This window comes from Microbacterium dauci, from assembly GCF_030065535.1.
In the GTDB taxonomy this organism is placed as follows: domain Bacteria; phylum Actinomycetota; class Actinomycetes; order Actinomycetales; family Microbacteriaceae; genus Microbacterium; species Microbacterium dauci.
Genome location: NZ_JASJND010000006.1, coordinates 290,689 through 315,150 on the forward strand (window position 1 = coordinate 290,689; position 24,462 = coordinate 315,150).

Annotated in this window: 21 protein-coding genes and 1 pseudogene; 9 read left to right on the forward strand and 13 right to left on the reverse strand. The window is 69.8% G+C overall.

Annotated features, from left to right (window positions below):
* The first annotated feature begins 38 nt into the window (after nt 1-38).
* Complete coding sequence (gene rplL / locus QNI14_RS10195) at nt 39-419, forward strand: 50S ribosomal protein L7/L12 (RefSeq protein WP_283716485.1); 381 nt, start codon at nt 39-41, stop codon at nt 417-419.
* Between the two features lie 96 nt (nt 420-515).
* Here the strand turns inward: rplL and QNI14_RS10200 are convergent, their stop codons facing one another.
* Complete coding sequence (locus QNI14_RS10200) at nt 516-1,565, reverse strand: LacI family DNA-binding transcriptional regulator (protein ID WP_283716486.1); 1,050 nt, start codon at nt 1,563-1,565, stop codon at nt 516-518.
* A gap of 250 nt (nt 1,566-1,815) precedes the next feature.
* On the opposite strand from QNI14_RS10200, the gene QNI14_RS10205 reads away from it, so the two are divergent.
* The 3 genes from QNI14_RS10205 (at nt 1,816) to QNI14_RS10215 (ending at nt 5,213) form a co-directional block, all read left to right on the forward strand.
* Nucleotides 1,816-3,171 (forward strand): ABC transporter substrate-binding protein, encoded by a 1,356-nt coding sequence (locus QNI14_RS10205; protein WP_283716487.1) that lies wholly within the window; start codon nt 1,816-1,818, stop codon nt 3,169-3,171.
* A 129-nt stretch (nt 3,172-3,300) separates the two neighbouring features.
* A complete protein-coding gene (locus QNI14_RS10210) occupies nt 3,301-4,281 on the forward strand; it encodes a carbohydrate ABC transporter permease (RefSeq protein ID WP_283716488.1) in 981 nt (326 codons plus the stop codon).
* Complete coding sequence (locus QNI14_RS10215) at nt 4,281-5,213, forward strand: carbohydrate ABC transporter permease (RefSeq protein WP_283716489.1); 933 nt, start codon at nt 4,281-4,283, stop codon at nt 5,211-5,213. Before QNI14_RS10210 ends, QNI14_RS10215 begins: the two co-directional genes overlap by 1 nt.
* A 65-nt stretch (nt 5,214-5,278) precedes the next feature.
* Here the strand turns inward: QNI14_RS10215 and QNI14_RS10220 are convergent, their stop codons facing one another.
* On the reverse strand, nt 5,279-5,977 hold the full coding sequence (locus tag QNI14_RS10220) for a DUF305 domain-containing protein (RefSeq protein WP_283716490.1): 699 nt from the start codon (nt 5,975-5,977) through the stop codon (nt 5,279-5,281).
* Entirely contained in the window at nt 5,974-6,684 is a 711-nt protein-coding gene (locus QNI14_RS10225; RefSeq protein WP_283716491.1) for a thioredoxin-like domain-containing protein, read from the reverse strand. Before QNI14_RS10225 ends, QNI14_RS10220 begins: the two co-directional genes overlap by 4 nt.
* Nucleotides 6,685-6,844: 160 nt before the next feature.
* On the opposite strand from QNI14_RS10225, the gene QNI14_RS10230 reads away from it, so the two are divergent.
* From QNI14_RS10230 to QNI14_RS10240, 3 genes are read left to right on the forward strand one after another with little or no spacing between them, the layout of a single operon-like run.
* On the forward strand, nt 6,845-7,492 hold the full coding sequence (locus QNI14_RS10230) for a phosphatase PAP2 family protein (protein ID WP_283716492.1): 648 nt from the start codon (nt 6,845-6,847) through the stop codon (nt 7,490-7,492).
* 10 nt (nt 7,493-7,502) lie between these two features.
* The gene (locus tag QNI14_RS10235; protein ID WP_283716493.1) at nt 7,503-9,371 is read left to right on the forward strand and encodes a helicase HerA-like domain-containing protein; all 1,869 of its coding nucleotides are present in this window, start codon (nt 7,503-7,505) and stop codon (nt 9,369-9,371) included.
* Nucleotides 9,371-9,982: a GNAT family N-acetyltransferase gene (locus QNI14_RS10240; protein ID WP_283716494.1), complete on the forward strand. Its 612-nt coding sequence runs from the start codon at nt 9,371-9,373 to the stop codon at nt 9,980-9,982. Before QNI14_RS10235 ends, QNI14_RS10240 begins: the two co-directional genes overlap by 1 nt.
* A gap of 99 nt (nt 9,983-10,081) precedes the next feature.
* On the opposite strand, the gene QNI14_RS10245 is transcribed toward QNI14_RS10240, so the two are convergent.
* Nucleotides 10,082-11,587, reverse strand: a complete 1,506-nt coding sequence (locus QNI14_RS10245) for an MFS transporter (RefSeq protein ID WP_283716495.1) — start codon at nt 11,585-11,587, stop codon at nt 10,082-10,084.
* Between the two features lie 161 nt (nt 11,588-11,748).
* On the opposite strand from QNI14_RS10245, the gene QNI14_RS10250 reads away from it, so the two are divergent.
* The gene (locus QNI14_RS10250) at nt 11,749-13,284 is read left to right on the forward strand and encodes an SDR family oxidoreductase (RefSeq protein WP_283716496.1); all 1,536 of its coding nucleotides are present in this window, start codon (nt 11,749-11,751) and stop codon (nt 13,282-13,284) included.
* Here the strand turns inward: QNI14_RS10250 and cydC are convergent.
* The 5 genes from cydC to QNI14_RS10275 form a co-directional block, all read right to left on the reverse strand.
* A complete protein-coding gene (gene cydC, locus QNI14_RS10255; RefSeq protein ID WP_283716497.1) occupies nt 13,281-14,939 on the reverse strand; it encodes a thiol reductant ABC exporter subunit CydC in 1,659 nt (552 codons plus the stop codon). The genes QNI14_RS10250 and cydC overlap by 4 nt on opposite strands.
* A complete protein-coding gene (cydD, locus tag QNI14_RS10260; RefSeq protein WP_283716498.1) occupies nt 14,936-16,603 on the reverse strand; it encodes a thiol reductant ABC exporter subunit CydD in 1,668 nt (555 codons plus the stop codon). The genes cydC and cydD overlap by 4 nt, the downstream gene beginning before the upstream one ends.
* An 18-nt stretch (nt 16,604-16,621) precedes the next feature.
* Nucleotides 16,622-17,656 (reverse strand): cytochrome d ubiquinol oxidase subunit II, encoded by a 1,035-nt coding sequence (gene cydB, locus QNI14_RS10265; protein WP_283716499.1) that lies wholly within the window; start codon nt 17,654-17,656, stop codon nt 16,622-16,624.
* A 9-nt stretch (nt 17,657-17,665) separates the two neighbouring features.
* A complete protein-coding gene (locus QNI14_RS10270; RefSeq protein ID WP_283716500.1) occupies nt 17,666-19,093 on the reverse strand; it encodes a cytochrome ubiquinol oxidase subunit I in 1,428 nt (475 codons plus the stop codon).
* Nucleotides 19,094-19,228: 135 nt separating this feature from the next.
* Nucleotides 19,229-19,912, reverse strand: coding sequence for an ArsR family transcriptional regulator (locus QNI14_RS10275; RefSeq protein ID WP_283716501.1), 684 nt, complete (start codon nt 19,910-19,912; stop codon nt 19,229-19,231).
* Between QNI14_RS10275 and QNI14_RS10280 the strand changes: the two genes are divergently transcribed.
* Entirely contained in the window at nt 19,911-20,408 is a 498-nt protein-coding gene (locus QNI14_RS10280; protein ID WP_283716502.1) for a DUF427 domain-containing protein, read from the forward strand. The genes QNI14_RS10275 and QNI14_RS10280 overlap by 2 nt on opposite strands.
* A gap of 142 nt (nt 20,409-20,550) precedes the next feature.
* On the opposite strand, the pseudogene QNI14_RS10285 reads toward QNI14_RS10280, so the two are convergent.
* The 4 genes and pseudogenes from QNI14_RS10285 to QNI14_RS10300 form a co-directional block, all read right to left on the reverse strand.
* Nucleotides 20,551-20,730: pseudogene (locus QNI14_RS10285) on the reverse strand (HNH endonuclease); the annotation flags it as partial.
* Nucleotide 20,731: 1 nt separating this feature from the next.
* A complete protein-coding gene (locus QNI14_RS10290; protein ID WP_283716503.1) occupies nt 20,732-22,285 on the reverse strand; it encodes a serine/threonine-protein kinase in 1,554 nt (517 codons plus the stop codon).
* A 106-nt stretch (nt 22,286-22,391) separates the two neighbouring features.
* The gene (locus QNI14_RS10295) at nt 22,392-23,420 is read right to left on the reverse strand and encodes an LLM class flavin-dependent oxidoreductase (RefSeq protein ID WP_283716741.1); all 1,029 of its coding nucleotides are present in this window, start codon (nt 23,418-23,420) and stop codon (nt 22,392-22,394) included.
* Between the two features lie 81 nt (nt 23,421-23,501).
* Nucleotides 23,502-24,362 carry an SDR family oxidoreductase gene (locus tag QNI14_RS10300; protein ID WP_283716504.1) on the reverse strand — a complete coding sequence of 287 codons (861 nt, stop codon included), beginning with the start codon at nt 24,360-24,362 and terminating at the stop codon, nt 23,502-23,504.
* Nucleotides 24,363-24,462: the final 100 nt, after the last annotated feature.

Sequence of the window (24,462 nt, forward strand, 5' to 3'; positions counted from 1 at the left end):
CTCTTCCCCACAACCCCCATCTATCTAGGAGATACATCATGGCGAAGCTTTCCACCGAGGAGCTGCTCGAGCAGTTCGCCGGCCTCACCCTCGTCGAGCTCAGCGAGTTCGTGAAGGCGTTCGAGGAGAAGTTCGAGGTCACCGCTGCTGCTCCCGTCGCCGTTGCCGGCGCCGGTGGCGGCGCTGCTGCCGAAGAGGTCGAGGAGAAGGACTCCTTCGACGTCATCCTCGAGGCTGCTGGCGACAAGAAGATCCAGGTCATCAAGGTCGTCCGCGAGCTCACCTCGCTCGGCCTCGGCGAGGCCAAGGCCGTCGTCGACGGTGCTCCCAAGGCCGTGCTCGAGGGCGCGAACAAGGAAGCTGCCGACAAGGCCAAGGAGGCCCTCGAGGCTGCCGGCGCGACGGTCACCGTCAAGTAAGGCACTTCACCTTCTGGGAACGCCCCGGATGCTTCGGCATCCGGGGCGTTCCTGCGTTCCACCGCGGATATTCGACAAGCGGATGCCGCGCGCGCGTCAGCCCGCCGTCGGGAACCCCGCGTCCAGCACCGCGGCCGAGGGTCCGCCGGCCACGCCGGTGGTCGAGCCCCGTACGACGAGTCGGGGCTTGATGCTGAGCGTGATGGGTTCGATGTCGGGCTGGTCGAAGTGTCGGAGGAGGAGCTCCACGGCGACGCGGCCCTGCTCGCGCGGAACCTGCCGCAGTGTGGTGAGGGCGAACATCTCGGCGTTGACGTGGTCGTCGATGCCGATGACGCTGAGCGCCGACGGCACGAGGATGCCGAGCCGGCGCGCCGCGATGATCGCGCCGATCGCCACCTCGTCGCACGCCGCGACGATCGCGGTGGGGCGCCGGGTCGCGTCGCCCAGCAAATCGACCGCGGCGGCGTAGCCCGCGGGCATCGACAGTTCGGCGGGCGTGCGGGCGATGGCGGACTCGAGCCCTGTCCGTCGCATCTCGGCCTCGTACCCCGCGAACCGAGCCGATTCGACGTGCGGCCAGTGGGTGGCATCCGTCCCGCCGAGGAACGCGATGTCGCGGTGGCCGAGTTCGACCAGATGTGCCGTGGCGAGGGATGCCGCGTGGGCGTCGTCGAGGGTCACGACACTCGTCGTGCGCTGCGTGCCGATGACGCCCACGACCGGCTTGCCGAGGCCCACGAGTGCATCGAGCTCGCTCTCGGCGGGCTCGAGGCCGACGGCGATGAGACCGTCGAACCGCTTGCGGGCGAGGAACTCCTCGAACACGCGGCGCCGGTTCTCGCTGCCCGGCGTCGCGTCGTACAGCGTCAGGTCGAGTCCGGCTTCGAGGAGCGCGACCTGAATGCCCTCGAGCACCTCGGCGAAGAACCACCGGTTCACGTGCGGCATGATCACGCCGACGTTGCGCGTGCGCCCGGTGGCGAGGCTGACTGCGCTCGTCGAGGGGACGTAGCCGAGCGCGGATGCCGCGGCGCGCACCCGATCGCGGGTGTCGTCCGACACCGAACCGATCCCGCTGAGCGCGCGGCTGGCCGTCGCCTTCGATACGCCGGCGCGGGCGGCGACATCCGAGATGCCCACCATGTGTTGCTCGTTCCTCTCTGAACGGGTCGAGAGTACCGCGCCCGGCGACAAAGTGGAACCGGTTACGACGGGAGCGCTCCCACTCGGGAGATATCGGATTGATCACGACCGCGAATTCTCGCGATTCGATGATTGTGTCGGGACGGTGCTTGCCCCTACGGTGTTCTGGAAGCGGTTCCAGTGCAGCCCGATTCTTCTCGACCGGATGTGCTGGGGCCAGGTTCCGCACCACTCAACGAGGAGGATCCACATGAACTACGTGCGACGGGGCCGCGCCGGCCTCGCCATTGCGGCACTGGGAGTCGCAGCACTGTCCCTGGCAGCGTGTACCGGAGGCGGCGATCCCGCGCCCGAGCCCGGCGACGCGGACTGCGCTGAGTACGAGGCGTACGGCACGCACGACGGCGAGACCGTCGAGGTCTACACGACGATCCAGGGCGTCGAGCTCGACGCGATGGTCACGACCTTCGACACGTTCTCGGCCTGCACCGGCATCACGGTCGACGTCGTCGGCACGCAGGAGGCCGAGACGCAGATCAACGTCCGCGCCGCCGCCGGTGACGCGCCCGAGCTGATGATCATCCCGCAGCCCGGTCTGCTGCAGCGCCTCGTCGCCGACGGCTACGTGCTGCCCGCGGCATCCACCGTCGAAGACAACGTCGACGAGTTCTGGTCGGAGTCGTGGAAGGGCTACGGCACCGTCGACGGCACCTTCTACTCGGCACCGCTCATGGCGAGCGTCAAGGGCTGGATCTGGTACTCGCCGGCTGAGTTCGCCGAGAAGGGCATTGAAGTCCCCGAGACGTGGGACGAGCTCATGGACATCACCGAGCAGCTCGCATCCGAGAGCGACTCGCAGACGTACCGCCCGTGGTGCGTCGGCTTCGGCTCGGGTGACGCGACCGGCTGGCCGGGCACCGACTGGGTCGAAGACCTCGTCCTGCGCATGGCCGGACCCGAGGCGTACGACCAGTGGGTCGCCGGGGAACTGAAGTTCAGCGATCCCGAGATCCGTCAGGCGTTCGACGCGGTCGGTGAGATCCTCCTCAACGAGGACTACGTCAACGGCGGCTTCGGTGGTGTCGAGTCGATCGTCTCGACCACGTTCAATGACGGTGGTCTGCCGATCCTGGACGGCAACTGCTCGATGCACCACCAGGCCTCGTTCTACGAGGCGCAGTGGCCCGAGGGCACGACGGTCGCTCCCGACGGTGACGTCTGGGCGTTCCTGACCCCGAAGACCGACCCGGCAGCCGGTGACGCGGTCACCGGTGGTGGCGAGTTCGTGGCGAAGTTCGTCGAGGGTGAGGCGGTCGACGCCGTCCAGACCTTCATGTCGAGCGACACCTGGGCGAACCTCCGCGTCGAGCTCGGCGGCGTCATCAGCGCCAACAAGGGCCTCGACGCGTCGCTGGCCGGCAGCGAGCTCGGTCGCGCGGCGATCGAGATCCTGCAGGCCGAGGACACCGTCTTCGCGTTCGACGGCTCCGACCTCATGCCCGCCGCTGTCGGCACCAGCTCGTTCTGGACCGGCATGAACGACTGGGTGGTCGGCACCATCTCGACCGACGAGCTCGTCGAGTACATCGACAGCACGTACCCGTAAGTCGGCACGTCGACTCGGCGGGCGTCCGGAGCACCGGGCGCCCGCCGAGCCGACACCGCGCGCTTCGCGCACACGGACACTACGAAGGGAAGTGCCCATGTCGGTCCTGCCTGTTCCGGAGGTGCGCGCATGCGCGTGAACTTCTGGGTTGATCTCTGGGAGAAGTTCGGAGTCCTCGTCATCGGTCTCGCCGCGTTCGCAGCGGTGATCGGACTCGTCCTCTTCCTCGCCGATCGCACGCCGAAGAAGGCGCGCGACATCGTACAACTGCTCGTCTTCCTGCTGCCGGCGCTCGTGCTGCTGGGCATCGGGCTCGTCTACCCCGCGCTCCGCACCGGGTACCTCGCATTCACGGACCGCCGTGGCGAGTTCATCGGGATCGAGAACTTCGTCTGGATGTTCACGCAGCCGGACATCCTCATCACGCTCGGCAACACACTGCTGTGGGTCGTGCTGGTGCCGACGGTCTCGACGCTCGTCGGGCTCGCGTACGCCGTCTTCATCGACAAGTCGGCGGGCGAGAAGGTCCTGAAGTCGCTGGTGTTCCTGCCGATGGCGATCTCGTTCGTCGGTGCCGGCATCATCTGGCGCTTCGTGTACGAATACCGAGCCGAGGGCTTCGAGCAGATCGGCATCCTGAACCAGGTCGTCGTCTGGCTGGGAGGCGAGCCGCAGCAGTGGCTCATCAACTCCCCGCTGAACAACGTGTTCCTCATCATCGTCATGATCTGGATCCAGACCGGTTTCGCGATGGTCCTGCTCTCCGCGGCGATCAAGGCCGTGCCGGTCGAGCACCTCGAGGCGGCACGCCTCGACGGCGCGAACGCGTGGCAGCAGTTCACGAACGTGACGGTGCCCTCGATCCGCGGCACGCTCGTGGTCGTCGTGACCACGATCACGATCGCGACGCTCAAGGTGTTCGACATCGTCCGCGCCATGACTGGTGGAAACTTCAACACCTCCGTCATCGCGAACGAGATGTACACGCAGGCGTTCAACCGCGGCGAGTTCGGCAAGGGCTCGGCGCTCGCGCTGGTCCTGTTCGTGATGGTGCTGCCGATCGTGATCTACAACATCCGAGTGATGCGCAAGCAGAAGGAGGTGCGCTGATGAGCGTGGCACCGACCACCACACCGGCCACCGATCCTCGCAACGACAGGGTCGTGGAGCCGAGCAAGACCAAGCGGGTCAAGCAGCGCCTCACCTCGCGCTGGGCGACGGCTGCGGCGCTCGTCATCGCGGTGATCTGGACGATCCCCACGTTCGGGTTGTTCGTCAGTTCGTTCCGCCCCGCCGCCGACATCCGGTCGTCAGGCTGGTGGACGATCTTCACGAATCCGGCGGTGACCCTCGACAACTACGCCGAGGTGCTCTTCGTGTCGGGGGCGTCGAGCGCGAACCTGGGCTCGTACTTCGTGAACTCGCTCGTGATCGCGATCCCGTCGGCACTGTTCCCGATCGCGCTCGGGGCGATGGCGGCGTACGCACTCTCGTGGATCCGCTTCCGCGGCGCATCGGTGATCTTCATCATCATCTTCGCGCTGCAGATCGTGCCGCTGCAGATGGCCCTCATTCCGCTGCTGCAGATCTTCTCGCAGAACCTCGGCATCAGCGGCACCTTCCCGGCGGTCTGGATCGCGCACACGATCTTCGGCCTGCCGCTGGTGACGTTCCTGCTGCACAACTTCATCGCTGAGATCCCCGGTGAAGTCATCGAGGCCGCGCGGGTCGACGGTGCCGGACACACCCAGATCTTCTTCCGCATCATCATCCCGCTGTCGGTCCCGGCGCTCGCGAGCATCGGCATCTTCCAGTTCCTGTGGGTGTGGAACGACCTGCTCGTGGCGCTCGTCTTCTCGGGCGGCACGATCGACGTCGCGCCGCTCACGCAGCGCCTCGCCGAGATGGTCGGCAACTTCGGGCGGAACACGCACCTGCTGCCGGCGGGCGCGTTCATCTCGCTCATCGTGCCGCTGATCGTGTTCTTCGGTCTCCAGCGCTACTTCGTGCGTGGCCTGCTGGCCGGTTCGACGAAGGGCTGAGCCCGGACTGACGACGAAGGGGATGCCGCAGCGCGCGGCATCCCCTTCGTCATGTCTCCGGCGGATCAGCCGCAGTCGAAGCGCTCCTGCATCGAGGTCATCGCGTCGATCTCGAACGTCTGCGCCTGCTTCATGCGCTCCGCGACCGCGAGGGTGCGCTCGTCGGAGCCGAGCTCGAGGACGGCATCGGCCATCGGGATCGCGCCCTCATGGTGGCGGATCATGAGCGTGAGGAACTGGCACTGCGCATCGTTCCCGGTCGCGGCGCGGAGGTCTGCGAGTTCCTGCTCGGATGCCATGCCCATGGCCTCCCGCATCTCCTCGTCGGTCATCGGCTCGGCGTCGGTGCCGCCGTGCTCGTGCCCGCTGTCTGCGGCATCCATCCAGGCCATCGGCTCGCCGTACTGAGGGAGTCCCCACTGCACGAGCCAGTCGTACATCTCGCCACGCTGGGCGGACTGACCGGTGGCGATGTCGTAGGCGAGGGACCGGAGCTGCTCGTCGTCGGTCTTCGCATACATCGTCATCGCCATGTCGACCGCCTGTGCGTGGTGCACCTGCATGTCACGCGCGAACCCCGCTTCGGCGGAGTCATCGGTCGGCGACCCGCCGAGGACGCCGAAGGTCGAGAACCGCCCGATCGCGAACGCGATGCCGGCGATCGCGAGCGCGACGAGGAGCAGGACCCACCACGGCGGGAGGGTGCGCTCCTCGGCGAGCTCGGGGACCTCGGCGAGGTCGTCGCCGTCCGCGGTGGCGGTCACTGCCGACCGGGGCCCTCGACCGCTCCGGAGCAGGCAGCGCCGGGCTCGGGCCCGTTGACGTTGCGCCAGTAGGCGCGCAGGAACTCGCCGATCCGCTCGTCGTCGGCGGAGTCGACCTTGATCTGGGCGTCCCAGGCGCTGACGGCGATCGGGGTGTCCATGTCCTCGTAGGGGGCGAGGATCGTGTAGCTCGAGGGCAGCTGGGCCTTCAGCGCCGACACCTCGGCGTCGTCGACCTGGGCCGGGTCGTACGCGACCCAGATCGCGCCGTGCTCGAGCGAGTGGACCGCGTTGATGTTGGGGACCGGCTCGGAGTAGACACCGCAGTTCAGCCACGCGGCGTTGTGGTCGCCACCGGCAGGCGGCGTCTGCTCGTAGTCGACTTCGCCCTCGACGTGGTTGGCGGTGTGGTCGTAGGTCTCGATGCCCTCGATGGCCGACCCGTCGCCGTCGCCGCGGTCGATGCTCACGGGGCGGGGCGTGAAGATGACGGATGCCACGACGAGGGCGATCACGGTGACCGCGGCGGCGCCGCCGACGATCCACCACGTGGCCTTCGTGCGTTTGCGCTTGGCGAGCTGCCGCTGGTACTCGGCGAGCTTCTGCTGCTTCTGCTGCTCGCGCTGCTGCTTGACGGTCAGGTTGATGTCGGCCTGCGTGGCGGGGTTGCCACTCTGACGCTTGCCGGACGGCGGGTTCGGGGTCATGGAATGATCTCGTTCTCGGGAGGGCGGCGCTGGTGCGCGGTCGCCTCGATTCTATGCGGCGGCATGTGCTGCGGGCCTGGGAAGTCGCGTGGGTACGGCTGGTTCATAGGGAGCGGTGTTTCGGCTGACACGCGAGCTGCGCCTCGGGCATGATGTCAGGATGAGCCGCCCCGCCGACGACCACGTGATCAGCATCGGACTGCGGATGGCGATCGTCGGCGGCGTGATGCTGCTGGCGGCGATCGGGATCGGCATCGCGACGGCGGTGACCGACTCCGATCTCATCGACCTCGACGCGTGGTGGAACGCGTACGTGACGACCTTCCTCCCCGGCTTCCGGGACGTGTCGTTCTTCATGAACACAGTAGGCGCGGGTGTCGTCGGGACGTATGTCGTCCCGCTCGCGGGTGCCGCGCTGCTCGCGCTCGCCCGCCGACCGTGGGGTGCGGTCTTCTTCCTTGCGGCTTCGGTCGTCGGCGCGCTCGTGGTGCAGGTGCTGAAGGGGATCTTCGGCAGGGTGCGACCCGAAGAGATGCTCGTGATCTCGGACCATGGCTCGTATCCGTCGGGTCACACCGCGAATGCGGCTGTGATCGCGACGGTCGCCGTGATCGTGTTCCCGCGTGTCTGGGTGGCGCTGATCGGCTTCGCGTGGGTCGTGCTGATGGCGTTCAGCCGGACACAGGTCCACGCGCACTGGCTCAGCGACACCTTCGGTGCGGCGACCCTCGGCGTCGCGACGACCCTGCTCGTCGCCGCCGCACTCGTCGTGCCGGTGACCGGTGAACGGGAGCGAATCGCTCGCTAGGCTGGGCGCCATGACCGCGCCCGATGATGTCGCAGCAGCCGAACTCGCCCGCCTCGAAGCGGAGGCCGCTGCGGCGGAAGCGGCGCTGAAGCTGGCGCAGGCGCAGGCGGCGCTCGCCGCCGCGCGGGCCGCCGCTGCCAAGGGTGGGGTCGTGCCGGATGCCGCGGACACTGCACCCGAGTCGGCGGCCGAGGCAGCCGTCGCACCGGCCGCAGACGTGCCCGCGCCTGCATCAGCACCGGCATCCGGGGACGGTCCTCTCGACGCCGACGAGGTCGCGAAGATCGTCGCGGGGTACACGTTCCAGGACGCCACGCTCGACCTCGGCGCCCTCGTGAACGGCGACCCGGTCGCGACGGCGCAGATTCGCATCCCGCTGGCGATGACCAACCGGCACGGGCTCGTCGCCGGTGCGACCGGCACGGGCAAGACCCGCACCCTGCAGGGCCTCGCCGAGCAGCTCGCCGCGAAAGGCGTCCCCGTGTTCGCCGCCGACATCAAGGGTGATCTCACGGGCGTCGCGACGGCGGGGGAGCCGAACGAGAAGCTCCTCGCGCGGACGGTCGCCATCGGGCAGGACTGGCAGCCCGCGGCATCCGTCACCGAGTACTTCGCGCTCGGCGGCGTCGGCAAGGGCGTCCCGGTCCGAGCGACCGTCAGCGGCTTCGGTCCGCTGCTGCTCAGCAAGGTGCTGGGGCTCAACGAGACGCAGGAATCGAGCCTCGGGCTCGTGTTCCACTACGCCGACGAGCATGGGCTCGCGCTCGTCGACCTCGCCGACCTGCGCGCGGTGCTCAGCTACCTCACGAGCGACGAGGGCAAGCCCGAGCTGAAGGAGCTCGGTGGGCTGTCGTCCGCGACGGCCGGTGTGATCCTGCGCGAGCTCATCACCTTCGCCGACGGCGGTGCCGACGTGTTCTTCGGCGAGCCGGAGTTCGACGTGCGCGACTTCCTGCGCACGGCCCCCGACGGTCGCGGCGTGCTGTCGCTGCTCGAGGTGCCGGGCGTCGCCGACAAACCGGAGCTGTTCTCGACGTTCCTCATGTACCTGCTCGCGGAGCTGTTCGAGATCCTCCCCGAGGTCGGCGACCTCGACAAGCCGAAGCTCGTCTTCTTCTTCGACGAGGCGCACCTCCTCTTCAATGGGGCGTCGAAGGCGTTCACCGACGCGATCGTGCAGACGGTGCGGCTCATCCGCTCGAAGGGCGTCGGCGTCTTCTTCGTGACGCAGACGCCGAAGGACGTGCCCTCCGACGTGCTCGGACAGCTCGGCTCGCGCATCCAGCACGCGCTCCGCGCCTTCACCCCCGACGACGCGAAAGCATTGCGTGCCACGGTCGGCACCTACCCGAAGTCGGGCTACGACCTCGAGCGGGTGCTGCAGGAGCTCGGCACCGGTGAGGCGATCGTCACGGTGATGAGCGAGAAGGGTGCGCCGACGCCGGTCGCGTGGACCCGGCTGCGCGCGCCGCAGGGGCTCATGTCGCCGACACCCGAGCCCGCGATCGTCGCCGCCGTGAAGGCATCGCCGCTGCTCGCGAAGTACGGCACCGCGATCGACCGCGAATCGGCGCGCGAGCTCCTCGCCGCGAAGATGGCCGAAGCGGATGCCGCCGCTGCCGCGGTCAAGGCAGCCGCCGAGAAGGCGAAGACCGACGCCGAGCTCGCGAAGCAGCAGGCCGCGATCGACAAGGCGAAGGAGAAGGCCGAGCGCGACGCGCAGAAGGAGTACGACCGGCTCCTGAAGAAGACCGCCGGCACGACCCGCACGACCCGCCGCGCCGAGAAGTCGCCGCTCGAGCAGATCCTCGGTTCGAAGACGACGCAGACGATCCTCTCCGGGGTGATCCGCGGCGTCTTCGGGAATGGACGTCGTTGATGGTCGGCATCCGCCCGTTCCGTCCCGGTGATGAGCCTGCGCTGTCGCGCATCTGCCTGCTCACCGGCGACGGTGGCACCGACGCGACCGGCGTGCTCGAGGACGACGACCTGTGGGGTGAGATCTTCGTGCTGCCGTACGCGACGCGGCATCCCGAACTCGCATTCGTGGTCGAGGGGAACGACGGCGTGCCGATCGGCTACGTCGTGGGCACGCCTGACACCCGCGCATTCGAGGAGTGGTTCCGCACCGAGTGGTGGCCGCAGTTCGCGGAGCGCTGGCCCGAGCCGTCCGGCGACCTGCAAGAGGGGGCCCTGACGCGCCAACAAGGACTGCTCCGGTACGCGTATGGGCGCAGACCCGGCGGCGAGCCGTACGGTGACGAGCACCCGGCGCACCTGCACATCGACCTGCTGCCCGAGGCGCAGGGGCAAGGCTGGGGGCGGAAGCTCATCGCCACCCTCACCGACGCGCTGCGGGCGCAGGGGGTGGAACGGCTGCACCTCGTCGCGGGGGCCGGGAACACCGGCGCGCTCGCGTTCTACACGCGGCTCGGCTTCACACCGCTGCCGTCGCACCCGGGCGCACAGGCGTTCTCGCTGCGGCTCTGACCTCGCGCGGAGCTCATAACTCAGGCAGAACGACCGCTCCGGCGACCCGATCGGGTCGCCGGAGCGGATCTGCCTGCGTTGTGCGCCGGGTGTGGCCGGTCAGGTTTTGACGAGTCCGATCGGCATGGTCGACGTGTCGATGAGCGGATCATCGTCCTGGCGCTCGACGAGCGCTTCGGCCTCGTCGCGGGTCTCGACGGTCGGCACCGATCCGAGCAGCGGCCGCTTCGCGGACTCGCGCATCGACAGCAGGGCCACACCGCCGAGTGCGGCGAAGAACATGATGTAGAACGCCGGCATGAACGGGTTGCCGGTCAACTCGATCAGGCCCTGACTGAACAGCGGCGTCGTCCCGCCGAAGAGCGACACCGACACGTTGTACGCGATCGCCATCGCGCCGAACCGGGATGCCGTCGGGAACAGCGCCGGGAGCGCCGACGCCGACACCGAGACGTAGAACGCGACGGGGATCGCGACCATGCCGAGCGCGACGAACACTGCCCACTCCTCGCCGATCTGCATGATCGCGAACGCAGGCAGCATGAGGACGATCGTCGAGACGGCGGCGATGAGGTACACCGGACGGCGGCCGATCCGGTCGCTCAGTCGACCGATGAGCGGCAGGCAGGCCGACATCACGATGAGGACGGGGACGGTCGCCACGGCGGCGCCGAGGTTGGAGATCCCGACCTCGTTCTCGAGGTACGCGGGCATGTAGCTCGTGAGCGCGTAGCCGGCGGTGTTGGTCGCGGCGACGATCGCGATGCCGATGAGCACTTCCCGCCAGTGATGACGGAGGATGCCGCCGATACCGTGGCGGGCGAAGATCCCGTCCTGCTCGGTCGAGGCCGCGGCCTCGCGCTCGTGCGCCTGCTCGAACGCGGGGGTCTCGGGAATCCGCAGACGGAACCAGATCGCGACGATGCCGAGGGGGATGGCGACGAGGAACGGGATGCGCCAGCCGTACTCGATCATCGCGTCGGGGCCGGAGATGCTCTGCGTGATGAGGGTCGTGAGGGCCACGACCGAGGCACCGGCGGCGAAGCCGACGTACGAGCCCACGTCGAGCCACGACGACCAGAAGCCGCGTCGACGGTCGGGGGAGAACTCGGCGACGTAGGTCGTCGCGCCGGCGTACTCGCCGCCGGTCGAGAAGCCCTGCACCATCTTCAGGAGGTAGAGGGGCACGATAGCCCAGAGCCCGATCTGCGCGCTCGTGGGGAGGACCCCGATGAGCGCCGTCGCGACGGCCATCATCGCCATCGTCAGGAAGAGCACCTTCTGGCGCCCGATGCGGTCGCCGAGCGGGCCGAGGACGAGGCCGCCGAACGGGCGCACGAGGAACGAGATCGCGAAGCCGAGCAGGGTGACCAGCAGGCCCCACGGATCGGGGAGGTCGGCGGTGAAGACGACGGCGAGTGTGACGGCGAGATAGCCGTAGATCCCGAAGTCGAACCACTCCATGAAGTTGCCGACGACGGTGCCGCCGATGGCGGTCCGGACCCGCTTCTTGTCGACGACGATGACGTCGTCGACCTCGAGTCTGGGGGTGTCGGGAGTGGGCTGAGAAGGCGGAACGGCGGACGGTCCTGACGGTGTACGCATCGTTCCACGCTACGCGAATGGCCGGTCCGGCGGCACTTTCGGGCCGAGGCCTTGACAACCACTGGTATCGGTGGGTGCGCGCCCGGGCGTGTCCGTACCCTCCCCGTGCGCGCCGCGCAACCCGTGCGACCGGCGGATGCTGCGCGCCTATCGTGGCCGGCATGAGTGAGCTGTCCGCCCCCACCGGCCGTGAACCCGCGCTCGTCGCCGAGCCCCGTTCGGACGGGTCCGCGCCGCGCGTGCTGGTACTCGGCGGCACCGGCTACATCGGTGGCCGCCTCGTACCGCGACTGCTCGCCGCGGGCTATCGCGTGCGCGTGCTGGCGCGCACCCCGGCGCGGCTCGCATCGTTCGAATGGGGTGACCAGGTCGAGGTCGTCGAGGGGTCGGCCGACGATCCCGATACCGTCCTAGACGCGTGCCTCGACGTCGACGTCCTGTACTACCTCATCCACTCGATGGGCGGTGGGAAGGACTTCGAAGAGCGCGACCTCGAGGCCGCCGGCGTCGTCGCGGGAGCTGCGGCCGCGGCATCCGTGGGTCGAATCGTCTACCTCGGCGGGCTGCACCCGTCAGGTGTCGAGCTCAGTCCGCACCTGCGTTCGCGCGTCGAGGTGGGGGAGACCTTCCTCGACGGCGAGGTGCCGGCGCTCGTGCTGCAGGCGGGCGTCGTGATCGGGTCGGGGTCGGCGTCGTTCGAGATGATCCGACACCTGACAGACGTGCTGCCCTACATGCCGGCGCCGCGCTGGGTGCGCAACCGCATCCAGCCGATCGCGGTGCGGGACGTGCTGCACTACCTGCTCGCCGCCGCGCGCGTCGACCCGGACGTGAACCGGGCCGTCGACATCGGTGGGCCCGACGTGCTCCGCTACGGCCAGATGATGAACGGCTACGCCGTCGAGGCGGGGCTGCCGCAGCGTCCGATCGCGGCGCTGCCGGTGTTCACGCCCGGGCTCGCGTCGCACTGGGTGAACGTCGTGACGCCGGTGCCGCGGTCGATCGCGAGGCCGCTGATCGCGTCGCTCCAGAACGAGTGCGTCATGGACGACCACGACGTCGACGACCTGCTGCCGCGGCCCGAGGGCGGGCTGACGCCGTACCGCGAGGCGGTCGCGCTCGCACTCGGACGCATCGACGCCGACACCATCGAGACGAGTTGGCAGGATGCCGAGATCTCGGGGGTGCCGAGCGATCCTCTGCCGAGCGACCCGGAGTGGACCGGCCGCACCGTGTTCACCGATGTCCGCTCGGTCACGAGTTCGGCATCTCCGGAGCGGTTGTGGAAGGTCATCGTCGGCATCGGCGGCGAGAACGGCTGGTACTCGTCACCCTTCCTCTGGGCCGTGCGAGGCTGGATGGACCGCCTCGTCGGTGGTGTCGGTCTGCAGCGCGGTCGACGCAGCCGCGGCCGTGTCACCGCGGGTGACGCGATCGACTTCTGGCGCGTCGAGGCGATCGAGGAGGGCCACCTGCTGCGGCTGCGCGCCGAGATGAAGGTGCCGGGCCTCGCGTGGCTGGAGCTGCGGGCGAGCCCCGACGGCGACGGCTCGCGCTACGACCAGCGCGCGGTGTTCTTCCCGAAAGGGCTCACCGGTCGGTTGTACTGGCTCGCGGTGCTGCCGTTCCACGGCTTCATCTTCACCGGCATGGCGAACCGCATCACGGCCGCTGCGGCCGCCGAAGACGAGGACTAAACGACCCGCCCCGCGTCGATCCGGACGGTGCGGTCGATGAGGCCCGCGGGTGGGGCTACGTGGGAGATCAGCACGACGGCCTGCTCGTCGCCGACGGCGCTCAGCAGGTCGGTCAGCAGGGCATCGGATGCCGCCGGGTCGACGCCCGCCGTCGGCTCGTCGAGCACGAGCACCGGGAACCCGTGCAGCAGCGCCCGTGCGAGGGAGAGCCGCTGCGCCTGTCCGCCCGAGATGAGGGCGCCGCGCTCGCCGACGCGGGCGTCGAGCCCGCCCCGGGCGCGCAGCCAGGAACCGAGGCCGACGCGATCGAGCATTGCCTCAAGCTCCGCGTCGGTCGCAGTGTCGCGAGCGAAGAGGAGGTTCTGCCGGATGTCTTCGTCGAAGAGCATCGGTCGCTGCTCGCACAGCCCGACGACGAGACGAACATCGTCGGGAGCGAGGTTCCGCACCGGGACGCCGCCGACGGTGTAGCTGCCACCTTCGAGTTCGAGGAATCGGACGAGGGTGTGGGCCAGTGTCGTCTTGCCGGCACCGCTCGATCCGGTGACGAGCAGGCGCTCGCCGGGTCGGACGTCAAGGTCGACGTCGTGCAGCGTCGGCGCGGTATCCCCGGGCCACCGCACCGTCGCGCCGCGCAGCGCCAGACCCGCGCCGAGGTGCGGTGCCGTGCCGGATGCCGCGACAGCCTCCGGGATCTGCGGCGGCACCGTCGCGGGCACGACGTCGGACACGCGCGCCGCAGCGGCCCGCACCTGCCGCCACGACGCCGCGGCGAGTGGAACGACCGCGAAGACCTCGAAGACGGCCATCGGGACGAGGACCGCGACCGCGAGCCCTGGGCCGCCGAGCACATCGGGCACGGCGGGCGCTGCGACGAGCACGGCGACGAGCGTCGCGAACCCGGCGAGCAGGGCGACGAGCGCGGTGGTCCCCGCCTGCGCGCCGGCGCGGCGGACGACGGCGCGCTGCAGGGCTCGGTCGGCGGCGGCGATCCGGTCGCGGGATGCCGCTGCTGCGCCGTAGGCGGCGAGGACGTCGAGGCTGCCGAGGTGGTCGACCACGGCGTCGCTGAGCTGGGCGCGGAGCGGGGCGACGGCGGCATCCGCTCGGGATCCGGCGGCCCAGCCCCACAGTGTCGAGACGGCGGCTGCGATGACGAGGCAGGCGAGCAGGGTCAGCGCGGCCGGCCACCAGACGAGCGCGACGAGCACGACGGCGCCGAGGGCGACAGTCGCCGACGAGACGAGCGGCAGCACGACGCGCAGCGGCAGGTTCTGCAGCTCGTCCACGTCGTCGACGAGCGCGGTGAGCGCCGAACCGCGCCGCGTTCGGGTGAGTCCCGCCGGCGCGTGGGGGACGAGGCGCCGGACGAGGTCGGTTCGAGTGCGGGCGAGCTGGTGCAGTGCGGCGTCGTGGCTCGTGAGTCGTTCGGTGTACCGGAACAGCGCGCGGGTGAGCGCGAACGCACGCACCCCGACGACCGCGACGGTGATGTACATGACGAGCGGCTGCTCGCTCGCGCGCACGATGAGCCACGCGCTCGTCGCGAGAAGGGCGACGGCGGATGCTTCGGAGGCGAAGCCCGACGCGAGTGCCGGCCAGAAGCGGCGCAGCGAGGGCATCGCCCCGCGGAGGACGGCGGCGGTCGTGGTCACGCGGTCACCTCCGCGGGCAGGTGCAACGTCACGACGGTGTCGGCGATCGTCCGGGCGGACGTGCGGTGGGAGACGAGCACGACGACGGCGCCGTCGTCGGCCAGGCGGCGGACTTCGCGCCAGAGCGCGGCCTCGGTCGTGGCATCCAGTGCGGCGGACGGCTCGTCGAGTGCGATCACCGGCGCGCCCGTATGCAGACGCCGCGCGAACGCCCGTGCGACCGCGACGCGCTGCGCCTGTCCGCCCGAGAGCCCCGCGCCCTGGACACCCAGCACGCGACCGGGGTCGAGCTCGCCGGCCTGCGCGCGAACGAGGGCGTCCGCGACGACATCGGCAGGCATCACGACGCTGCCGAGTGCGATGTTCTCGCCGACCGTGCCCGCGACGAGGCCGGCATGTTGCCCGGCCCACGCGAGCCACGTCGACGGGTCGAGTGCGCTCACCTCGTCGCCGCGCCAGGTGGCGGACCCGACGTACGGCGTCGCGCCGCGGAGCGCGGCGAGCAGGCTCGACTTCCCGCTGCCGCTCGGGCCCTCGACGAGGACGACTTCACCGGGCCGCGCGAAGAGATCGACCGGTGGGAGGTCGCGGACGCGCAGGGCGGTCACGCGCAGCTCGGGGGCGCCAGCGGCCGTCGCGGGGGCGGATGCCGCGGGGGCGGCATCCGCTGCATCGAGGACCGCGAAGACATCGCGGGTCGCGGCGACGCCCTCGCTCGACGCGTGGAACTGCACGCCGACCTGTCGGAGCGGCAGGTACGCCTCGGGTGCGAGGAGCAGGACGAAGAGCCCGATCGTGAGGGGGAGCGACCCGTCGAGCAGGCGGAATCCGATCGACACCGCGACGATCGCGACGGCGATGGATGCCAGGAACTCGAGCGCGAACCCCGAGAGGAACGACACCCGCAGCACCCGCATCGTCTCGCGGCGGTAGGTCTCGGTGACGCGCTCGATCGAGTCTCCGGCACGGTGCTGGCGGCCGAAGACGGTGAGGGTCGAGAGGCCGTTCACGGTGTCGGAGAAGCGGGCGGCGAGGCGCGCGAGCGTCTGCCACTGGCGTTGCTGCACGTGCGTCGTCGCGAGCCCGATGAGGATCATGAAGATCGGGATGAGCGGGAGCGTGAGGAGGACGGTGAGGCCCGAGATCCAGTCCTGCCACCACATCATCGCGACGAGGATCGGCGTCGCGAGTGCCGTGAGCACCAGCTGCGGCAGGTAGCGGCCGAAATAAGGACCGAGTGCTTCGAGGCCGCGACCTGCGACGAGCGCGAGTCGCGACGAGTTCGCCCCGGCGAGCCAGCCCGGCCCGAGCCGGTCGATCGCGTCGAGCAGGCGGTGCCGCAACTGCGCTTCGACGCGCGCGCCGGCGCGTGCGGCGACGCTCTCGCGCGCCCACGTCAGTAGCGCTCGCGCGACGACGACCGCGGCCAGGGCGACGAGGGTGCCGGTCAGCGGCGCGCCCGCGACCGCATCGACGATCGCGCGAGTGGTGAGCGCGGCGAAGCCGATGATCGCCGCGGTCTGCCCGAGGCCGACGAGGGCGATGGCGACGAAGAAGCCGCGCGACGCCGAGGCGTAGCGGAGCAGCCGCGGATCGACGGGCGTCCCCTGCTTCTCCCGTCCCTGCGTCACCGGGCCGGTGGGGGCGTCACCGTCGGCAGGCATGGCTCCCATCCTGCCCGATCAGTGGGCGCCGGCGGCCTCGGCCTGCTCGATCCGAGCGCGCGTGACCCGCTTGCGGAACACCCAGTACGTCCACGCCTGGTAGGCGAGCACGAGCGGCAGGAAGACGAGCGCTGCCCACGACATGATCGTCAGCGTGTAGTCGGTGCTCGAGGCGTTCTCGATCGTCAGGGAGAACGCCGGATCGGTCGACGACGGCATGACGTAGGGGAACAGTGCGAGCCAGAGCGTGAGCACGGCGAGCTTGATCGTGGCGGCGCCGAACCCGAAGGCCCAGCCGTCTGCGCGGCGGAGGTTCGCGATGACGGATGCCACGAGGCTTACCGCCGCGAGCGCACCGACGAGGACCACGAGCCACAACAGCGGTGCCTCGCGACCGGCCGCGATCATGATCGTCCAGACGACGGTGCCGGCGGCGAGGATCACGGTCGGGATGGCCGCGTGGCGGGCGAGGCGGTGGGCGTCCTCGCGGACCTGGCCGTCGGTCTTCAGTGCGACGAACAGCACGCCGTGGAGGAAGAAGAGGCAGAGCGTCGTCAGGCCGACCCACAGGCCGTACGGGTTCAGGAGCGTCAGCAGCGAGCCGGTGAACTCCTTGTCGGCGTCGATCGGCACACCCTGGACGATGTTGCCGAACGCGACGCCCCACAGGAGCGCGGGGACGACCGAACCGATGACGATCATCCGGTCGAAGCCGCGCTTCCATGCGAGCGAGTCGCGCTGGTGGCGGTACTCGAACGAGACGCCGCGGAGGATGAGCGCGAGGAGGATCAACAGCAGCGGCAGGTAGAACCCGCTGAACAGCGTCGCGTACCACTCCGGGAACGCGGCGAACAGGCAGGCGCCGGCGACGATGACCCAGGTTTCGTTGAGGTCCCAGATCGGGCCGATCGTGTTGATGACCTGTCGACGCGATACCTCGTTCTTGCCGAGGAACGGCAGGCTCATGCCGACGCCGAAGTCGAAGCCGTCGAGGACGAAGTAGCCGATGAAGAGCACTCCGACGATGAAGAACCAGAGGGTGGCGAGATCCATGGCGGGCTCCTAGTAGACCGTCGTCGGGGTCTGGTCGAGGGATTCGTCGTCCAAGTGGCGGGTCTCGTCGCCGGGCAGTGGCTGCGGCCCCGCCTGCGCGGCCTTCAGGATGAGACGGAACTCGACGACCGCGAGGGCGGCGTAGATCGCGGTGAAGGCGACGAGCGAGATGAGGACGGTCCACCCGGGCACGCTCGGGGAGACGCCGTCTTCGGTGCGCATGAGACCGAACACGATCCAGGGCTGGCGGCCCATCTCGGTGAAGATCCAGCCGACGAGGCTGCCGAAGAGGGGGAGCGGTGCCGACCAGATCGCGACGCGCCACATCCAGTCCGCGACCGGGCGCTTCGCCTTCTTGCGGGTGACCCAGAGACCGGCGACCGAGATGAGGGTGGCGATGCCGCCGAAGCCCATCATCCAGCGGAACGACCAGTAGGTGACCCAGATCTCGGGCATGTAGTCGATGCCGGCGCCGTAGATCTGCTCGTAGTCGGCCTGCAGGTCGTTGAGGCCTTCGACGCAACCGTCGAACGTGTGCGTCGACAGGAACGAGAGGAGGTAGGGCACGCGGAGCGACCAGACCTCTTCGGTGCCGTCGGGCGTGCCGATGGAGAAGATCGAGAACGAGGCATCCGCGCCACAGGCCGAGTTCCACAGCGCTTCGGCCGCGGCCATCTTCATCGGCTGCGTCTCGACCATCACGAGCCCCAGCTGGTCGCCGCTGATGGCGGTGCCGACGAACGAGACGATCATGAACCAGGCGCCGTAGCGGAGGGCGGGGCGCATCGTGTCGACGTGCTGCCCGCGGCGCAGGTGGAAGGCGGCGACGGCGACGATGACGGCGGCGGCGAACATGAACGCCGAGAAGATCGTGTGCGGGAACGCCGCGAGGGCAACCGGGTTGGTGAGGAGTGCGAAGAAGTCGACGAGTTCGGCGCGCCCGGTCTCGGCGTTGAACTCGTAGCCGACCGGGTTCTGCATGAAGGCGTTCGCGGTGAGGATGAAGTAGGCCGACATGATCGAGCCGAACGCGGTCGCCCAGATCGTCAGGAGGTGGATGCGGCGGGGCAGCTTGTCCCAGCCGAAGATCCACAGGCCGATGAACGTCGCCTCGAAGAAGAAGGCCATGAGGCCCTCGAAGGCGAGCGGGGCGCCGAAGACGTCACCGGTGAAGCGCGAGTAGGACGACCAGTTCATGCCGAACTGGAACTCCTGGACGATGCCGGTGACCACGCCCATCGCGAAGTTGATGAGGAAGATCTTGCCGAACAGTCGCGTCAGGTGCAGCCAGCGAACATCGCCGGTGCGGTGCCAGATCGTCTGGAACACGGCGACCGTGAGGGCCATGCCGAGCGTGAGCGGCACGAAGAGGTAGTGGTACAGCGTCGTTAGGCCGAACTGCCATCGAGCGAGGATGAGCGGGTCCAGAAAGTCCACGGGCTTGGTCCTTCCACGGGTATGTTCCGACCCTACGATCGGGCGGCTCACCCGTGGGGATATTCGGGCCGTGCAAAATAGCCGGTCGTGCGCGTAGGTGTCGAAGGAGGGGGGCGATGCGCGCCGTCGCGGGCCTCAGCCGCTGGTGTCGGGGCGGCGACGCATGAGCTGGATGACGCATTCGCGCGGGTCGCACGAGGGGCGCATCCCGACGACCTCGAGAGGACCGCCGACTTCGCGGAGGGTGCCGCGCATGAGACCGAGGTGCACCTCGCACAGCTTGTCGCGGTGTCCTGCCTGGGACTCAGCGTGCGCGCAGGGGGTGAGTTCGACGGTGAGGTCGTCTTCATCGACGACGGGGTCGAAGCCGCCGTCGAGCAGCTGTTCGACAAGGGCGTCGAGTTGGTGCTGGGACTCGCCGGTGAGGGCCCCGGCGGTCTCGGGCATGACCTTGCGCATCAGCTCGCCGCGGCTGATGGCTGCCTGCACTTTGCGGCGGTGCTCGTCGCTGGAGACCTGGGCGCCGTCGACGGCGCGGTAGAGCACTCGGGGGCGGCCGCGAACGGCGCGCTTCTCGGTTTCGGTCGCGACGAAGCCGCGCTCGATGAGGCGTTGGAGGTGCTCGCGGACGGTGTTGGCGTGGAGGCCGGTCGCGGTGACAAGGTCGCCGACGGTCTGGTGAGGGGTTGTCTGGAGCAGGTGGAGGATCTCCACGCGCGAAGCGGTGGAGATGGCGCTGTACGCGACTGGACGCCCCGACGTCATGCCTCCATTATCGCCCGCCCCGCGGGCGGTGGCGCGGTCGTAGGGTGAGGACATGCGGCATCCCGAACCAGATCCAGTCGGTCCCGGCCAGGAGAGCGTGTGGGACTATCCGCGCCCGCCGCGGGTCGAGCGTGTCGAGGGGCGCGTGACCATCACCCTCGGTGGTGAGGTCATCGTCGACACGTCGGATGTGGTGCGGATTCTCGAGACCAGCCACCCGCCGGTCTACGCCTTGCCGATCGCCGCGTTCGTGCCCGGTTCGTTGACGGATGCCGAGGGCTCTTCGGTGTGCGAGTTCAAAGGCGCCGCGCGGTACTTCGACGTCCACGGTGGCGGCAGGGTGCGGGAGCGGGCGGGGTGGGGGTATCCGTCGCCGGAGCCCGGCTATGAGGTTCTCGCCGACCGGGTGTCCGTGTACGGGCAGGGGATGGACGAGTGCACCGTGGCGGGCGAGGTCGTCGTACCGCAGCCTGGGAGGTACTACGGCGGATGGATCACGAGCTGGGTCGTCGGTCCCTTCAAGGGCGGACCCGGCTCGATGGGGTGGTGACCGCGTTGCGGGGTGCGGGCGCAGCGCGCGGTCGCCCCGCGAGCAGAGCGAGTCGAAGCGCCGGAACCGAGGCGGTTCAGAACGGCGGAAGTGTGATGTCGGCAGGGGTGAAGGCGACGGCCGGGGTGGGCGCGTCTTCTCTCTAGATCCTGCCGAGGGGTGAGGTCCATTCGATGACACCACCCGAAAGTTGTCGGACGTTCCAGTACGTGCAGTGCTTCATCGAGTGATGTCGCTGGCACAGGTGGCAAAGTTTGCAGGTGTGGGTCTTCCCGCCGAGCGCGTGATCCTCGTTGTGGTCGATCTGGCAGCGGACCGCAGCGTCAGGGAGCGGGTGTTTCGGGGGCAGGCGACGGTGCCACCGGGGCCGGCGTCTCGGCCGGAGTGGTCGGTTCCGGTTCGGGCTCGGGTTCGGGCTCGGTCGGCTCCGTCGGCTCCGGTTCGGGTGTCGTCGGTGTCGGTTCGGGGCTCTCGACCTCTTCGGTCGGCTCCGGTTCGGGGGTGGGGCTGGGTGATTCCTCTTCTTGCTCCACCGGTCGCTCGTTGCTCACGACCACCTCGGCGGGCACCGTCACGGTCGGGGTCGGGGTGCTGGCGGGGGAGGGCTCGGTGACAACCGGCGCGTCGACCGGGTCGTCATCCGGCGAGCCGAAGGCGCCGAGTCCCCACGCGCCGAGGCCGAGGGTCGCGATCGCGCCGACGGTGGCGGCACCGATCAGGAGGCCGCGTCGTCTGCCACGACGAACGTCGGATGCCGCGGCCGCGTCGGAACCATCGGTGCCGAGGTGCAAGATCGCGGTCCGCGGCGCAGCGGCATCCGTCGAGATTGCGGCCATGGCACCGGTCGCTTCGGGGTCGGGGGTCGGTGTCGCCACCGCCTCCGTCAACGCGGACGCGCCGTCGACCGGCGGCGCCACCGCGCCTGCGACGGCCGCTCCCGGGGCCACGACGCCTGCAGCCGGGATCACGTCGGTCACGGCATCGTCGCTCGCAGGTCGGCGGTCGACTAGCGGCGGCGAGACCGTGACCGCGCCGGTGACCGCCAGGGCGGATGCCGCGACCGCGACCTCGAGCGCATCGGGGCGAGCGTCCGGGTCGATTCGCGTCATCCGCTCGAGCAGGTCGCGCCACCCCGGCCCGAGTGTCGCAGGCAGCTCCGGAGCAGCGTTCAGGCGGGCCAGGGCCGAGGCGACCCCCACCGCGTGGGGGAAGGCCGGTTCGCCCGCGAGCGCTTCGATCAGCACCAGCCCGAGCGCGTAGATGTCCGCCGGCGGCGCGGGGACGGCGCCGTTCACCTGCTCGGGGGCGAGATACGCGGCCGTCCCGATGATGTCACCCGGGTTCGTGACCCGCGTGTGGTCGACGAGGTACGCGATACCGAAGTCGGCGAGCTTCGCGCGGAACGCGCGCCCCGGGAGTTGCGCCGGGGTGAGCAGGATGTTCGACGGCTTGAGGTCGCGGTGCACGATGCCGGCGGTGTGGGCGACGTGGAGCGCCTCGGCGAGTTCGGCAGCGAGGTGGGAAGCATCCTGCTCGTCCAGGGGGCCGGTCGCGAGTCGTTCCCGAAGCGTCGGGCCTTCGACCAACTCCATGACGAGGTACTCGTGGTCGGCCTCGCCGTCGAGGTGGGCATCGAGCAGCATCACAAGGGACGGGTGGTTCAGCGCCGCCAGCGCCGCCATCTCGCCGCGAGCGCGTTCCGGCGCGGTCACACCATCGGCCCCGGCGCGGATGATCTTCACCGCGACATCCCTCCCGAGGATCACGTCGAATGCGCGGAACACGTCGGCCATGCCGCCGCTGCCCAGGCGGTCGCCGAGGCGGTACCTGCCGTCGAGCAGTTCGGTGTGGGTGGAGCGGTCGTCTGGGTCGGCCATCCTCGTCCTCCGTGCGCGTGCTGGTCGCGCGGTTTCCTCGACGATAGTCAGCCATCGCCAGGCGGCAACCCGCCTTGACGAGTCTCCGCCGACCTGCAAGGGGCGATCAGGCGCGGGTCGACTCCCACCCGAGGCTCGGCGCGACGTATTTCGCGAACGCCTCGACGATCCGGAGATTGAACTCGACGCCCAACTGCGAGGGGATGGTGAGCATCAGGGTGTCGGCGGCTGCGACCGCGGCATCCTGCTGCAACTGCTCGACGAGCCGGTCGGGGGTGCCTGCGTAGGTGCGGCCGAAGGTCGCGTGCATGCCGTCGATGACGCCGATACCGCCCTGCTCGGCAGAGCGACCGAAGTACAGGTCGTCCTCGGCCGTCGTGATCGGGAACACCGAGCGGCTCACCGAGACGCGCGGGGTGCCGGGGTGACCGGCATCCGACCAAGCCTGGCGGAACCCGTCGATCTGCTCAGCCTGCAGCAGGTCGAACTCGCGGCCGTCGGCCTCGGTGAGGAGGGTCGACGACATGAGGTTCACACCCTGCTGCCCGGCCCAGACCGCCGTGTCGCGGTTGCCCGCACCCCACCACACGCGCGAGCGCAGGCCGGGGGAGTGGGGCTCCACCCGCTGCGGCCCGCTCGCCCCGCCGAACGGGCTCGACGGGTCGCCCTCGGCCATGCCCTCGCCGTCGATCGCGCGAAGGAACGTCGAGAAGTGGTCGCGGGCGATGTCGGCGCCTCGGGGATCCTGCGAACCGGTGTACCCGAACGCCTCGTAGCCCTTCACGACGGTCTCGGGTGACCCGCGGCTCACGCCGAGCGCGAGTCGCCCGCCCGAGATCAGGTCGACCGATGCCGCCTCCTCGGCGAGATACAGGGGGTTCTCGTACCGCATGTCGATGACCCCGGTGCCCACCTCGATGCGCTCCGTCTTCGCGGCGATGGCCGCGAGCAGCGGCATCGGCGAGGACTGCTGGCGCGCGAAGTGATGGACGCGGAACGCGATGCCGTTCACACCGAGGTCGTCCAGGCCCTGCGCGAGGTCGATGGCCTGGAGCATCGAGTCACCGGCGGTGAGCTCGCGACCGCGACCGAGCGGGCCGTAGTGGCCGAAGGAGAGGGTGCCGAAGCGCTGCATGCCGGATGCAACGCGGCATCCGCTCGGTGCATTCCGGCGCATGGAACGAGGGTGGCCGAGATGGCCACCCCCGTCGCCGGATCAGTTCGCGCGGGCGGCGCGGATCGCCTCGGCGAACGGCGTCGTCGGACGGCCGATGAGGCGGGCGAGCGTCGGGTCGGCGTCGGCGAGCACGCCGCGGGCGATTCCCGTCTGCATCGCGGTCACGAATTCGACGGTGCCCGCGTCGAGGCCGGCGGCGGTCAGGCCGGCGCGAAGCTGCGACTCGTCGATCGGCACGAAGGTCACCTCGCGACCGAGCGCCTCGCCGAACGCGGCGGCCATGTCGTCGTACGACACGGCGGTGTCGCCGGAGAGCTCGTAGACCTGGCCCAGGTGACCGTCCTCGGTGAGAACGACGGCCGCCGCTGCGGCGTAGTCGGCGCGGCTCGCCGCCGCGATCCGCGCGTCGCCGCCGACGGCTGAGAACGAGCCGGTGTCGGCTGCGGCCGCGGCGTCGCCGAGGTGGTTCTCGATGTACCAGTTGTTGCGGAGGATCACGGCGGGCACACCGCTCGCGGCGATCGCCTCCTCGGTCGCCTTGTGGTCGGGCGCGAGCACGAAGTCGACCGTGTCGGCGTGCGCGAGGCTCGTGTACACGAGCTGGGCGACGCCCGCCTCGCGGGCCGCATCGATGACCGTGCGGTGCTGGGCGAAGCGCGAACCGGGCTCCGAGCTCGAGATGAGCAGCACGCGGTCGACGCCCTCGAGGGCGGTCGTGACGGATGCCGCGTCGTCGTAGTCGAGCGGGACGACGCGGATGCCGCGGTCGGCGAGGTCCTGCGCCTTCGACACCGTGCGGGCTCCGGCGACGATGTCGCCCGCGGCGACGCCGCGCGCGAGGAGGGCATCGACGACGAGGTGTCCGAGGTGGCCGCTGGCGGCGGTGACGAGGATGGTCATGGGGGAGTCCTTTCGCTGGAGCGCGGTGTCGCGCTGCAGATCCGGAACGAGTCGTCGATCGTCCGCATTCCGAGACGGAGGTACCCACCTTTCGGTAAGG